The 12173-nt window shown below is 53.7% G+C and carries 12 protein-coding genes; 8 read left to right on the plus strand and 4 right to left on the minus strand.

Annotated features, from left to right (window positions below; translation table 11 throughout):
* The first annotated feature begins 56 nt into the window (after positions 1 to 56).
* Together uraA and hda are read left to right on the plus strand one after the other, a co-directional pair.
* Positions 57 to 1340 (plus strand): uracil permease, encoded by a 1284-nt coding sequence (gene uraA, locus ACMGGR_RS04875; protein ID WP_246760743.1) that lies wholly within the window; start codon positions 57 to 59, stop codon positions 1338 to 1340.
* Between the two features lie 87 nt (positions 1341 to 1427).
* Complete coding sequence (gene hda, locus ACMGGR_RS04880; RefSeq protein WP_246760797.1) at positions 1428 to 2129, plus strand: DnaA inactivator Hda; 702 nt, start codon at positions 1428 to 1430, stop codon at positions 2127 to 2129.
* Here hda and arsC read toward each other — a convergent pair.
* Together arsC and ACMGGR_RS04890 are read right to left on the minus strand one after the other, a co-directional pair.
* Positions 2126 to 2479: an arsenate reductase (glutaredoxin) gene (gene arsC / locus ACMGGR_RS04885; protein WP_246760744.1), complete on the minus strand. Its 354-nt coding sequence runs from the start codon at positions 2477 to 2479 to the stop codon at positions 2126 to 2128. The genes hda and arsC overlap by 4 nt on opposite strands.
* Before the next feature lie 7 nt (positions 2480 to 2486).
* Entirely contained in the window at positions 2487 to 3944 is a 1458-nt protein-coding gene (locus ACMGGR_RS04890; protein WP_414148296.1) for a M48 family metalloprotease, read from the minus strand.
* Positions 3945 to 4581: 637 nt separating this feature from the next.
* On the opposite strand from ACMGGR_RS04890, the gene ACMGGR_RS04895 reads away from it, so the two are divergent.
* The gene (locus tag ACMGGR_RS04895) at positions 4582 to 5187 is read left to right on the plus strand and encodes a DsrE family protein (protein ID WP_246760746.1); all 606 of its coding nucleotides are present in this window, start codon (positions 4582 to 4584) and stop codon (positions 5185 to 5187) included.
* Positions 5188 to 5399: 212 nt separating this feature from the next.
* Positions 5400 to 6998, plus strand: coding sequence for a sensor domain-containing diguanylate cyclase (locus tag ACMGGR_RS04900; protein ID WP_246760747.1), 1599 nt, complete (start codon positions 5400 to 5402; stop codon positions 6996 to 6998).
* Between the two features lie 138 nt (positions 6999 to 7136).
* On the opposite strand, the gene bcp is transcribed toward ACMGGR_RS04900, so the two are convergent.
* A complete protein-coding gene (bcp, locus tag ACMGGR_RS04905) occupies positions 7137 to 7604 on the minus strand; it encodes a thioredoxin-dependent thiol peroxidase (RefSeq protein WP_246760748.1) in 468 nt (155 codons plus the stop codon).
* Positions 7564 to 8175 (minus strand): glycine cleavage system transcriptional repressor, encoded by a 612-nt coding sequence (locus ACMGGR_RS04910; RefSeq protein WP_246760749.1) that lies wholly within the window; start codon positions 8173 to 8175, stop codon positions 7564 to 7566. Before ACMGGR_RS04910 ends, bcp begins: the two co-directional genes overlap by 41 nt.
* 158 nt (positions 8176 to 8333) lie before the next feature.
* Here ACMGGR_RS04910 and dapA point away from each other — a divergent pair, with 158 nt between their 5' ends.
* The 4 genes from dapA to ACMGGR_RS04930 all read left to right on the plus strand — a co-directional run bounded on the left by dapA (position 8334) and on the right by ACMGGR_RS04930 (position 12157).
* Positions 8334 to 9212 carry a 4-hydroxy-tetrahydrodipicolinate synthase gene (gene dapA, locus ACMGGR_RS04915; RefSeq protein ID WP_246760750.1) on the plus strand — a complete coding sequence of 293 codons (879 nt, stop codon included), beginning with the start codon at positions 8334 to 8336 and terminating at the stop codon, positions 9210 to 9212.
* Between the two features lie 15 nt (positions 9213 to 9227).
* Positions 9228 to 10262, plus strand: a complete 1035-nt coding sequence (bamC, locus tag ACMGGR_RS04920) for an outer membrane protein assembly factor BamC (protein ID WP_246760751.1) — start codon at positions 9228 to 9230, stop codon at positions 10260 to 10262.
* A gap of 162 nt (positions 10263 to 10424) precedes the next feature.
* A complete protein-coding gene (purC, locus tag ACMGGR_RS04925) occupies positions 10425 to 11138 on the plus strand; it encodes a phosphoribosylaminoimidazolesuccinocarboxamide synthase (protein WP_246760752.1) in 714 nt (237 codons plus the stop codon).
* 164 nt (positions 11139 to 11302) lie between these two features.
* On the plus strand, positions 11303 to 12157 hold the full coding sequence (locus ACMGGR_RS04930; protein ID WP_246760753.1) for a neutral zinc metallopeptidase: 855 nt from the start codon (positions 11303 to 11305) through the stop codon (positions 12155 to 12157).
* The last annotated feature ends 16 nt before the right edge of the window (positions 12158 to 12173 follow it).

Raw genomic sequence — 12173 nt, forward strand, 5'->3', positions numbered from 1 at the left:
AAATAAGCCGACCAGAGAGTCGGTTTTTTATTGTGTAAACCAGAGGGCAATTCACCATGACGCGTCGCGCTATTGGCGTAAGCGAGCGGCCACCGCTGCTGCAAACCATTCCACTCAGCTTCCAGCATCTGTTCGCCATGTTTGGCGCGACGGTGCTGGTGCCCATTTTGTTTCATATAAATCCGGCGACCGTGCTGCTGTTTAACGGCATCGGCACGCTGCTGTACCTTTTTATCTGCAAAGGAAAAATACCGGCCTATCTGGGTTCAAGCTTCGCTTTTATTTCGCCGGTCCTGCTGCTGCTGCCGCTGGGTTATGAAGTGGCGCTGGGCGGTTTTATCCTGTGTGGCGTGCTGTTTTGCGTGGTGGCGCTGATCGTTAAGAAAGCCGGAACGGGCTGGCTCGACGTAATGTTTCCACCAGCGGCGATGGGCGCGATCGTGGCGGTCATCGGGCTGGAACTGGCTGGGGTGGCGGCAAACATGGCCGGACTTCTGCCCGCCAACGGCGCGGCGGCCGATAGCAAAACCATCCTGATTTCGATGGTGACGCTGGCGGTAACGGTATTTGGCTCCGTGCTGTTTCGCGGTTTTCTGGCGATTATCCCCATTCTGGTCGGCGTGCTGGTCGGCTACGCGCTCTCTTATTTTATGGGCATCGTTAACTGGTCGACGGTGGAAGCCGCGCCGTGGTTTGCCCTGCCAACTTTTTATACGCCGCGCTTTGAATGGGCAGCCATGCTGACCATTCTACCCGCCGCGCTGGTGGTGATTGCCGAACACGTTGGTCATCTGGTGGTGACGGCGAATATCGTAAAAAAAGATCTGCTGAAAGATCCGGGCCTGCATCGTTCTATGTTTGCCAACGGTATCTCCACCGTCTTTTCGGGGCTGTTTGGCTCAACGCCAAATACTACCTATGGTGAAAATATCGGCGTAATGGCGATTACCCGTGTTTACAGCACGTGGGTAATTGGCGGCGCGGCGATTCTGGCGATTTTACTCTCCTGCGTTGGCAAGCTGGCTGCCGCTATCCAGGCCGTTCCCGTGCCGGTGATGGGCGGCGTTTCGCTGCTGCTGTATGGCGTGATTGGCGCATCGGGGATACGCGTGCTGATTGAATCCAAAGTGGATTATAACAAGGCGCAAAACCTGATCCTGACCTCGGTGATCCTGATTATTGGCGTGAGCGGCGCGACGGTGCATATCGGTGCGGCAGAACTTAAAGGCATGGCGCTGGCTACCATCGTCGGCGTTGGCCTCAGCCTGATCTTTAAGCTGATCTCGGTGATCCGCCCCGAAGAGGTTGTGCTGGATCCGGAAGATCGCGATCCGCAGTGAGTTTCGGGCAGCCTTGCTGCCCGTTTCATAATCCCGTCAGAGTTGTGATAAACTGCCGCCGGATTTCGACCCATTACTGAGGTGCTTCTGAACACTCCGGCACAGCTGTCATTGCCACTCTATTTGCCAGACGATGAAACTTTCGCCAGCTTCTGGTCGGGAGAGAACCCGTCGCTGGTCGCCGCGCTACAGGGCGCGTTACGGCAGGAACACGGCAGCTATCTCTATTTCTGGTCGCGCGAAGGCGGCGGGCGCAGCCATCTGCTGCACGCGGCCTGTGCGGAGCTTTCCGCTCGTGGCGAAGCCGTAGGCTACGTGCCGCTGGACAAGCGGACATGGTTCGTGCCCGAAGTGCTGGACGGCATGGAGCAGCTGGCGCTGATCTGTATTGATAATATTGAGTGCGTTGCTGGAGACGAGCCGTGGGAAATGGCGATCTTCGATCTCTATAACCGCATTCTGGAAACGGGCCGCACCAAGCTGCTGATTACGGGCGATCGTCCACCGCGCCAGCTAAACCTGAAGCTGCCGGATCTGGCTTCTCGCCTTGACTGGGGCCAGATCTACCGTTTGCAGCCGCTGTCGGACGAAGACAAGCTGCAGGCGCTACAGCTGCGTTCGCGCCTGCGGGGCTTTGAGCTGCCGGAAGACGTAGGCCGCTTTCTGCTGAAAAGGCTGGATCGTGAGATGCGCACGCTGTTTATCACGCTGGACAAGCTGGATCGCGCGTCAATCAGCGCCCAGCGCAAGCTGACCATTCCCTTCGTAAAAGAGACGCTGGATCTTTAAAGGATCTCCAGCACCTGCTCCGGTGGTCGGCCCAGGCGTGCCTTACCGTTAGCGACCACAATTGGCCGCTCGATCAGGGCTGGATTGTCCGCCATCGCTGCCAGCAGCTGCTCTTCGCTAAGCGTTTTATCACCAAGATTTTGCGCTTTGTAATGCTCTTCTTTGGTTCGCATCAGCTCACGGGCGGAATGAAATCCTGCCTGCCGCAGCAGGTTTTTCAGCGTGGTGATATCCGGCGGATTTTGCAAATAAAGCACTACTTCCGGTTCGATCCCTTTACTGTGTAGTAAGGCCAGCGTCTCGCGGCTCTTTGAGCAGCGTGGGTTGTGATAGATCTGTACGGTTGCCATTTATTCCCTATTTTTTCTGATACTGGCGGAAGCGCTGTTGTAGCGCGCGAAGCTGATCGATACGCGCATCATAGCGAGCCTGCTTCAGGCTGCCCAGCGTGACGGCGGCGCTGGCGTCGCTCAGGCTTCTGATGGCCTGGTCTAGCTGGCCATTCAGCGCCAGGCTTTCTGCCCGTGCGGCTTCTTCTTCATCGGTTAGCCCCTGGTCGGCAGAGGCCTGCGCCAGCAGATCCCAGCCGTTAGGGTCATCTTTATTTGCCCACGTATAGCGATAAAGAATTTTGCTGGCTTTAGCTGGCTGTTTCGCTTCTACGTAAGCGTTGGCCAGATTAAGCTGGATCACCGGGCTGGCTTTGACTTTACTGTTCGCCAGCAAGGCTACGGCGCGCTGAGGTTGCTTCAGGCCAATATCAATATCGGTCATCAGATCCAGATACCAGACGTTATCGGGATGCGCGGCCAGCAGTGGGGCAATGATTTTGCGGGCGTTGTCATAGCTTTTTGCCTGTAAAAACTGCACGGCTTTACCATACTGCGCTGCCGTCTGCTCGCGAGTGTTGCCTTTACTTAACTTATCCAGCAGATCGTCGTTAAGCTGATTTCGGCCGGTGGCGTACATGCCCAGCACGCGAACTTTTGCCATATAAAAATCCTGCGAGGATTGCACTACAACGGGCTTCATCTGGCTGGCGCGGTTGCGCGCATCCGACAGGCGGCTATCCGGCAGGGGATGCGTCAGTAATATCTCCGGCGGTTTTGACGAAAAGCGCGACTGGTCCGCCAGCTTTTGCAAAAAGTCGGGCATTGCCTGCGGGTCGAAACCGGCGCGCTGCAATACCTGAATCCCAATACGATCGGCTTCCTGTTCGTTCTGCTGGGTAAAGCTGATGATGCCCTGCTGCGCACCGGCCAGCGTGCCGCTTAATGCCGCCATCCCGGCCTGCGGATTAGCCATCGCCAGTAAAATGGAGCCTAAGGCGCCCACCCAGGTCAGCGGCGCGTTACGCTGCTGATCTTCCATGGCGCGGGCCAGATGGCGTTGAGTCACGTGGGAAATTTCGTGCGCCATTACGGATGCCAGCTGGCTTTCGTTATCGGTATAGCGAAACAGAGCCGAATGCAGCACCACGTTGCCGCCAAAAAAGGCGAAGGCGTTCAGCTCATCATTGCTGACCAGAAAAAAGTGGAAAGGTGTTTTAACCGACCAGGCGTGGGCAACCAGCCGCTGTCCCAGCTGATTGATATAGTCATTCAGCAGCGGATCGTTGATCAGCGGCGCGCTTGCCCGCAGCTGGCGGACGTAAAAATCGCCCATCGCCAGCTCCTGATTAACAGAGAGCGTACTGCCTGCCGTCGTGCCGATATCCGGCAGGTTATCGCTCACGTCAGCCTTTGCTGGCGACAGGGCAAGCGCAGGAAGCAGAATAAGCGAAGCCAAAGCACAGTATTTCCATCGGTTAATCATGCAAAATCCCATTTTGATGACGTCCTCGTTTGTCGGGCAAAGCGGTCGGTCTACAGGCTATCTTACCCAGCCGGCATACGGAAGGAAACGCTTTGCAGGATGAATAGTTGCCGCGTAACCTTATCGAAAAAAATGAAGGTAAAGAGGCTACGTTGCCCGGACAAATCGCCGTTGTAGAGTAAAATTGCGTAAATTTATTCAAAAAAACTGAAGATATCGTAAATTTTGTTTAAGCATACTCCTAAAATCGGCTCTGTGGTGATGGCAATATGCGCAAGCCGCAGGCTGCTTTCTTCTTTATTTATCCAGCATGGCTTAAAAACCTGATGCCATTCTTAACTGAAATTAAATTCAGTGAAAATTAAAGATCCCTGCTATCACTAACGCAAATCAATAAAAAGATGTTTTTTACTTTAATGTAATGGATCTAATTATTTTTTATCTTCAGCTTTTTTATTAAAGTCTGATGTTTATTTTAAAACTTTTGCTGGCGCCGCCGTTTCGAAAACAGATTACAGCTTATTTACAGGGTGTCATATTTTCTACAACCTGTATCACCAATCTCATTGCCGCTTACGGGCAGCGAGCTAGTCCTTTTTAACCTTTTCAATTCTTTGTTTTTCATGGAGAGCATACAATGCGCCCAGTCGTATCCTACGTATTAGTGGCTGTTATTGCCGGTTTTGTCGGAGCGAGCTTTACCGCTGCGCCCGCTATCGCTGATAAAGTTAGCCAGCATTTTGGCAGCGAGCCAACCGATCCGGAAGGATTCTGGAGCACCCCGGCCATCGACGGCTACGGTAAAATTCATTACGAAGCGGACGCGGCCTATAAGCCTGCACAGGGCGACAGCAACAAAATTGTTTTCCAGATTACGAAAGCGGAAAATGGTCCTAACGATCCTAATTTGGGACTGCAGCGAGTAGCGCGCGTGGTGAACTTATATATCGCCTCCGGCGTTCCGCAGGATCAGCTTAAATTTGTCGTTTCGGTAACCGGTGACGGTACGCCAGCAATGCTGAATAACGAGCAGTACAAGAAAATGTTCGGCATTGATAACCCGAACCTGAAACTGATTAGCGAACTGCGCGCTAAGGGCGTTGACGTTTCGGTTTGCGATCAGTCCGTGGCGTTCCACCACTTCCAGCACGACTGGATTGATAGCTCCGTTACCCATGCGCTCTCCAGCCCGACTACCGTTTCTACGCTGGAAAACAAGGGCTACGCTTTTCTCGCCATGTAACTTTTCTTGATTCAGAGCGGGCCGCCGGCCCGCTTCCCGCCAGGCTACACCTCCGACCACAAAAAATTGAGTTAAAACCACTAAGATTATTCTTAATCGTGACGATACTCATATTATTGAATCATGCAACACCAGGGCATGATCGACCAGCAAACTAAACGCGCACCTAAAATAAGAGCGACATCTATGAAATGTTTCCTCGAGGTAAATCCATGAGGCTTCATCGGCCAAAGCTGGATTTGCGTACGCTTATTACGCTATTAGCCATCGCCAGCATTGTGATCACGCTGGCCAGCTCTCTGTACGCCACCTGGCAGGTACAGCGGGAGGTGCTGATAACCAATACGCTGGAATCGAACCGTGTCTATGCCACCAAACTCGCCTCGACCACGGAAATGTTTTTTGAGCTGGCCAGGTCGCAGCTGGCTTACAGCGCCAAAACACTAAGCCAGGATATGCAGAATGATGCATTAATGGAAAGCGAGGTAGCAAGGCTGCGCGAGCAGACCAGCAGCTTTAACTCGACGGTGGTGGTGGATGCCAACGGCTGGGTCAGGGCGATTTCCCCTGATTCTCTGATGCTGAAAGGCATACATCTGACAACTGATGCGACTCGTCAGGCGCTGACAGAGCGTAAGCCGCTTATCAGCCAGCCTTCGATTTCTGTCGCCCACAATCTGATGGTGTTTGTTTCTTATCCCATCCGGGCTGCTGACGGCACCTATCTGGGTTTTGTTGGCGGTACCATTTACCTGAAGAAAAAAAGCATTCTTAATGAACTGCTGGGCGAACAATTCTATCGCGATGGCTCTTCACTTTACGTGGTCGATAGCGAAAACCGCGTGCTTTACCATGAAAACAACGCGCTGATTGGTCAAAAAATTGCGCTACCGATCGGTAACGGCGTTAAGCAGAAAAGTGGTTATCAGCTGGTCAAGGATAACAACGGCGCGACAATGCTGGCGAGCTACGCCACTGTTGCTACGCCCGGCTGGATGATTGTTGCCATGAAACCGGCAAAAGCTACGCTGACGCCGCTCAGCAGCCTGATGCTGAAGGTTTTGCAGCGCGCCATTCCGTTTGCGCTGTTAACGCTGGTTTTCGCCTGGTGCGTGGCGCGTCTGATTGCCCGCCCGCTGGGGCAGCTGGCACGTAATGCCAGCCAGATGGACGCGCCGGGCGTTTCAACAGAGATCGGCGTCATTCAGTCATGGTATTACGAAGCGGCAGAAATTAAGCGTGCGATGCTGACCGGCATCGGCCTGCTGCAGGATAAAATTGGTCGACTGAAATTTGAAGTACAGACTGATCCTATGACGGCCTTGCTTAACCGGCGCGGTCTGAATGCGGTGCTGGAATATTTCCTTGCCACTCGCCAGTCTTTTTCCGTACTGGCGCTGGATATCGATCACTTCAAGCGAGTGAACGACAGTTGGGGACACGATGTTGGCGACAGCGTTATTAAAAACGTGGCCCAGCAGCTGAGTAAAAGTTCGCGACAAACGGACGTAGTATGCCGCAACGGTGGCGAAGAGTTTCTGATCATTCTGCCCGGTGCCGATCGTGAAATGGCGGCCGTTATTGCGGAACGCGTGCGCAAAAAAATTGAGCAACTGGAGATTATTCCGGTCGGGCACATCACCCTTTCTATTGGCGTGGCGCTGTGGGAAGCCGATGATACGCCGCTTGAGCGTATTTTCAAGCAGGCGGACGATGCGCTTTACGCCGCTAAACATGCAGGCCGTAACCGGGTAGTGGTAAGCCATCAGCTGGAAGAGAGCGCGCAGGAGATTTACCGCCAGCTTGGTTAAGGCAAAAGAGGGCGGTTACAGGGTGTTTATTCTGACGATTTGTAAAAGGGTAGCGTGCAGGCAGGGCAGGTAAAGAGCGTTTGAATAAGGGCTGTCGTTTAATACGGGCGAAAAGAAAGCGTTCCGCCCGTTAAATTTTTACGCCGACTTCAGGTAGTCCATCACGATATCGTGGTGGTTGCTGGTTTTGAAATCGTCGAACACTTTCTCAATCTTACCGTCGGTGCCAATTAAAAAACTGATGCGGTGAATGCCGTCATAGGTTTTGCCCATAAAGGTTTTCTCACCCCAGATGCCAAACTGCTCGCAGACCTGGTGATCTTCATCCGAAAGCAGAGTGAAGTTCAGCATTTCTTTTTCAACAAATCGCGACAGCTTTTCCTGCTTATCCGTGCTGATGCCTAAGACTTCCACGCCAGCTTTTTTCAGCTCATCCATGCTGTCACGCAGACCGCACGCCTGAACGGTGCAGCCTGGCGTCATCGCCTTCGGATAGAAATAAACCAGAACGCGCTGTCCCTGGAAGTCGGTCAAGTTTACCTGCTCGCCATCCTGATCGGGCAAGCTAAATGTGGGTGCGAGATCGCCGGCTTTCAGTGGATTCATCACTACTCTCCATTTTTTCATCGTGCTGTGGATACTGGACGACGCTAATAGTGCCTTGTGCATGTAACTCTGTACAGAGGCTGTTAAACGCCTGCTCAATAATTGCAGCATCCTGACTGGCAGGACTGTGAGCGGTAATCTGAATATAGAGCAAGGATGGCTTATTTTCTGCCGCAGGCTGCGTGCGCGACACCAGTTCGGCAATATTCATCTGATGTGAATCAAAGAGATCGGTAAAGCGTTCAATGATATGCGCGGAGTCCGTGACTTCAACCTGTACCCAAACGGTGGCGGGCATCGGCGGTCTTTCGCGAAAGGTCGTGCGCTTCATAACGATTAACAGTTCCAGCTCGGCCCCTTTCAACGGCAGCGTCGACTCAATCAGCGCAATAGCGTTCCAGCTGCCGGAAAGCAGCATAATAAAGGTGAACTCGTCGCCCAGCATCGCCAGACGGCTGTCTTCAATGTTGCAGTCGCAGCTGCTGACGTGACGGGTAATGGTGTTAACTATCCCCGGACGGTCGACGCCTAACGCGGTGATAACCAGATGATGTTGCTCTGACTGCGGCAAAATAATGCTTCCTGTCCGTCGTAGTGATTAGCAATTGTGATAACTCTTAGGTAAACATAAAAAATACCCTGTGCCAAGGGGGCTGGCGGGCTTGCCCGCTTGCTTTTCCACGACGGACAAACGTACCATGAAGCACTTGTTTGTGGAGGGGATGGCTAATGTTTACGGGAAGTATAGTTGCGCTCGTTACGCCGATGGATGACAAAGGGTCTGTCTGTCGTGCAAGTCTGAAAAAACTGATTGATTATCATGTTGCCAGCGGAACGGCGGCAATTGTCTCCGTAGGAACAACGGGCGAGTCGGCAACCTTAAGCCATGATGAACATGGCGACGTGGTGATGATGACGCTGGAGCTGGCCGATGGCCGCATACCGATCATCGCCGGAACCGGCGCTAACGCCACGGCGGAAGGCATCGCGTTGACGCGGCGTTTCGAAACCAGCGGCGTAGTAGGTTGCCTGACCGTCACGCCATACTACAACCGTCCTACCCAGGAAGGTCTGTACCAACACTTTAAAGCCATCGCCGAAAGTACCGATCTGCCACAAATGCTTTACAATGTGCCTTCGCGCACCGGCTGCGATATGCTGCCGGAAACCGTGGGTCGCCTGGCGAAGATTAAAAATATTATCGGAATCAAAGAGGCGACCGGGAACTTATCGCGGGTTAGCCAGATCCAAGAGCTGGTTGATGACGATTTCGTGCTGGTCAGCGGTGACGACGTTTCTGCCCTCGACTTTATGCAGTTGGGCGGCAAAGGCGTTATCTCGGTGACGGCGAACATCGCCGCGCGTGAAATGGTGGAGCTTTGTGCGCTTGCCAAACAGGGCAACTTCCAGGAAGCTCGCCGCCTTAACCAGCGTTTGATGCATCTGCATCAGAAGCTATTTATTGAGCCTAATCCTGTCCCGGTAAAATGGGCGGCTAAAAAATTAGGATTAATTGCAACCGATACGCTGCGTCTACCGATGACGCCGATGACTGATGCCGGTCGTCCGGTTGTTGAGCAGGCACTGAAAGACGCAGGCCTGCTGTAAATTTAGGGAGAAGTAATGGCTTACACAGTACAAAAGTCGGCAATCGCGAAAGTGGTTGGCCTGTCGCTGGTGATGTTGCTGGCGGCATGTTCAAGCGACCAGCGCTACAAGCGCCAGGTCAGCGGTGACGAATCTTACCTTCAGGCTGCGGACGTTAACGAACTGCACGCGCCTGCCGGTATGATCCTGCCGCTGCAAAACGGTGATTTCGACATTCCTTCCGCCAGCAGCAAAGGCGCCATCGGCAAGCAGCTGGACATTCGTCCACCGGCGCAGCCGCTGGCGCTGATGAACGGCACCCGCACGCAGTTTGCCGGTAATTCAGGCGTGCTGCTGCTGGACAATAACCGTAGCGGATCGCTGTGGCCGCAGGTGGTAGATATCGTGCAGGCACGCAACTATGCTATCGCCAGCCGTACCGACGCCAGCCAGACGCTGACCACCGACTGGGTACAGTGGAACCGTGCGGATGAAGATCATCAGTATCGCGGCCGCTACCAGATCAGCGTACAGCAGCAGGGCTATCAGCAGGCGCTGACCGTGAAGCTACTGGAGCTGCAGCAGGAAGGCAAAGCCGTTACTTCACCCGTACAGATGCAGCGCTATACCGCGCAGATGCTTAACGAGCTAAGCAGCGGCCTGGACAAGAATGAAACCACGCGTGAAAACGCGGCGGCAAAAGGCAGCGTGGCGCAGATCAACGTGCAGAGCGGTGCAGATGATACCGGCCTGCCGAACCTGATTGTACGCGCGCCGTTTAACGTCGTCTGGCAGCGTCTGCCGGCCGCGCTGGAACGCGCAGGTATGAAGGTAACCGATCAGAACCGTCCGCAGGGCAGCCTGAGCGTGACCTACAGTGAGCCTTCCAGCGAAACCTGGGACCAGCTTGGCGCGAAAGATCCTGAGCTGACCAACGGCAAATATAAGCTGCAGGTCGGCGACCTGGATAACCGCAGCAGCCTGCAGTTCCTGGATCCAAAAGGACACTCGCTGACCCAGTCGCAAAACGATGCGCTGGTGGCGGTGCTTCAGGCGGCATTCAACAAATAATCGCAAGGCCGGCACGTTCCGGCCTTTTTTATTTGCCGCTGCGTAATCGATTGCTTCGGTTTTTTCGCGGTCGATCATACAATAGATGCAATAGTTCATATCCGGCCGTTCTGGCGCGGCTAAGGCCAGGGCGAAAGGGGATTTCACGTTTGGAGTATAGAGATGAAAAAGCAAGCTGAGTTGTATCGCGGCAAAGCGAAAACCGTTTACAGCACCGAAAATCCGGATCTGTTGGTACTCGAATTCCGCAATGATACGTCAGCACTGGACGGTGAACGCATCGAACAGTTTGATCGTAAAGGAATGATTAACAATAAGTTTAACCATTTCATCATGACGAAACTGGCAGAAGCGGGCATTCCTACCCAGATGGAAGCGTTGCTTTCCGATAACGAAGCGCTGGTTAAAAAGCTGGATATGGTGCCGGTTGAATGCGTGATGCGTAACCGCGCGGCGGGCTCGCTGGTAAAACGTCTGGGTGTAGAAGAAGGCATGATCCTTAACCCGCCGCTGTTTGACCTGTTTTTAAAAGACGATGCGCGTCACGATCCTATGGTGAACGAATCCTATTGCGAAACGTTTGGCTGGGTAAGCAAAGAGAACCTGGCGCGTATGCGCGAGCTGACCTACAAAGCCAACGAGGTGCTGAGCAAGCTTTTTGCCGATGCCGGTCTAATCCTGGTGGACTTTAAGCTGGAGTTCGGTCTGTTTAACGGCGAAGTCACGCTGGGCGACGAGTTTTCACCGGACGGTGCCCGCCTGTGGGATAAAGAAACGCTGAACAAGATGGATAAAGACCGCTACCGTCAGAGCCTTGGCGGCCTGATTGAAGCCTACGAAGAAGTGGCTAACCGCCTGGGCGTCAAGCTGGACTGATTTTTCAGGCTGCGGCACCTGCCGCAGCCTCTGTTTTACCTCCCATACTGTTCCTGCATTCTGAATCTGCCTTTTGCTCCGGATTAATCAGCATCACCGCACTGGTGCCAGGCGCTGCGCACGACTAAAATCACTCCATCATTTTATAAACCAGGGGTTAATGTATGCGTTGGCAAGGGCGCCGTGAGAGCGATAACGTGGAAGATCGCCGTAATGAGTCCGGTACGGTAGGAACCGGGAGAATGCGGATTCCACGTGGTAAAGGCGGTATTGTCCTGCTGATTATCGTGATGATTGCTGGCTATTATGGCTACGACTTAACCCCCTTACTAAACGGTGGTTCCTCTTCACTTTCCCAGCCAGCTTCGCAACAAACTACGGCGCAGCAGGATGAAGCCGCAAAATTTACCTCGGTGATGCTGGCAACCACCGAAGACACCTGGCATAAAATCTTTCAAAAGATGGGTAAAACCTATACCCCGCCAAAGCTGGTGATGTATCGCGGCTCGACGCGTACCGGCTGCGGCACGGGCCAGTCGGTGATGGGGCCTTTTTACTGCCCGACCGACAGCACCGTTTATATCGATCTCTCGTTCTATGACGAAATGAAAAACAAGCTGGGCGCGGATGGCGATTTTGCGCAGGGCTATGTGGTCGCGCATGAGGTAGGCCATCACGTGCAGCGTTTGCTGGGCATCGAGCCAAAGGTGCGACAGCTCCAGCAGCAGGGTGGGCAAAAGCAGGCGAATCAGCTTTCGGTCAAGCTGGAGCTACAGGCCGACTGCTTTGCTGGCGTGTGGGGACACTATATGCAGCAGGAAAACGTACTGGAACCGGGCGATCTGCAGGAAGCGCTGAACGCCGCCGAAGCGATTGGCGACGATCGCCTCCAGCAGCAGAGCCAGGGACGCGTGGTGCCGGACAGCTTTACGCACGGCACGTCGCAACAGCGCTATAGCTGGTTTAAAAAGGGTTTCGACAGCGGCAATCCTGGCCAGTGTGATACCTTCGGTGGCTGATTTACGCGACGTCAGC

Source organism: Erwinia sp. BNK-24-b, from assembly GCF_047456155.1.
GTDB lineage: Bacteria > Pseudomonadota > Gammaproteobacteria > Enterobacterales > Enterobacteriaceae > Erwinia > Erwinia phyllosphaerae.

Bases quoted from the DNA above. Each gene is read 5' to 3' on its own strand.
- dapA (WP_246760750.1), top strand. From the start codon at position 8,334: ATGTTTACGGGAAGTATAGTTGCGCTCGTTACGCCGATGGATGACAAA.
- ACMGGR_RS04930 (WP_246760753.1), top strand. From the start codon at position 11,303: ATGCGTTGGCAAGGGCGCCGTGAGAGCGATAACGTGGAAGATCGCCGT.
- ACMGGR_RS04895 (WP_246760746.1), top strand. From the start codon at position 4,582: ATGCGCCCAGTCGTATCCTACGTATTAGTGGCTGTTATTGCCGGTTTT.
- uraA (WP_246760743.1), top strand. From the start codon at position 57: ATGACGCGTCGCGCTATTGGCGTAAGCGAGCGGCCACCGCTGCTGCAA.
- bamC (WP_246760751.1), top strand. From the start codon at position 9,228: ATGGCTTACACAGTACAAAAGTCGGCAATCGCGAAAGTGGTTGGCCTG.
- arsC (WP_246760744.1), bottom strand. From the start codon at position 2,479: ATGGCAACCGTACAGATCTATCACAACCCACGCTGCTCAAAGAGCCGC.
- ACMGGR_RS04900 (WP_246760747.1), top strand. From the start codon at position 5,400: ATGAGGCTTCATCGGCCAAAGCTGGATTTGCGTACGCTTATTACGCTA.
- purC (WP_246760752.1), top strand. From the start codon at position 10,425: ATGAAAAAGCAAGCTGAGTTGTATCGCGGCAAAGCGAAAACCGTTTAC.
- ACMGGR_RS04890 (WP_414148296.1), bottom strand. From the start codon at position 3,944: ATGATTAACCGATGGAAATACTGTGCTTTGGCTTCGCTTATTCTGCTT.
- bcp (WP_246760748.1), bottom strand. From the start codon at position 7,604: ATGAATCCACTGAAAGCCGGCGATCTCGCACCCACATTTAGCTTGCCC.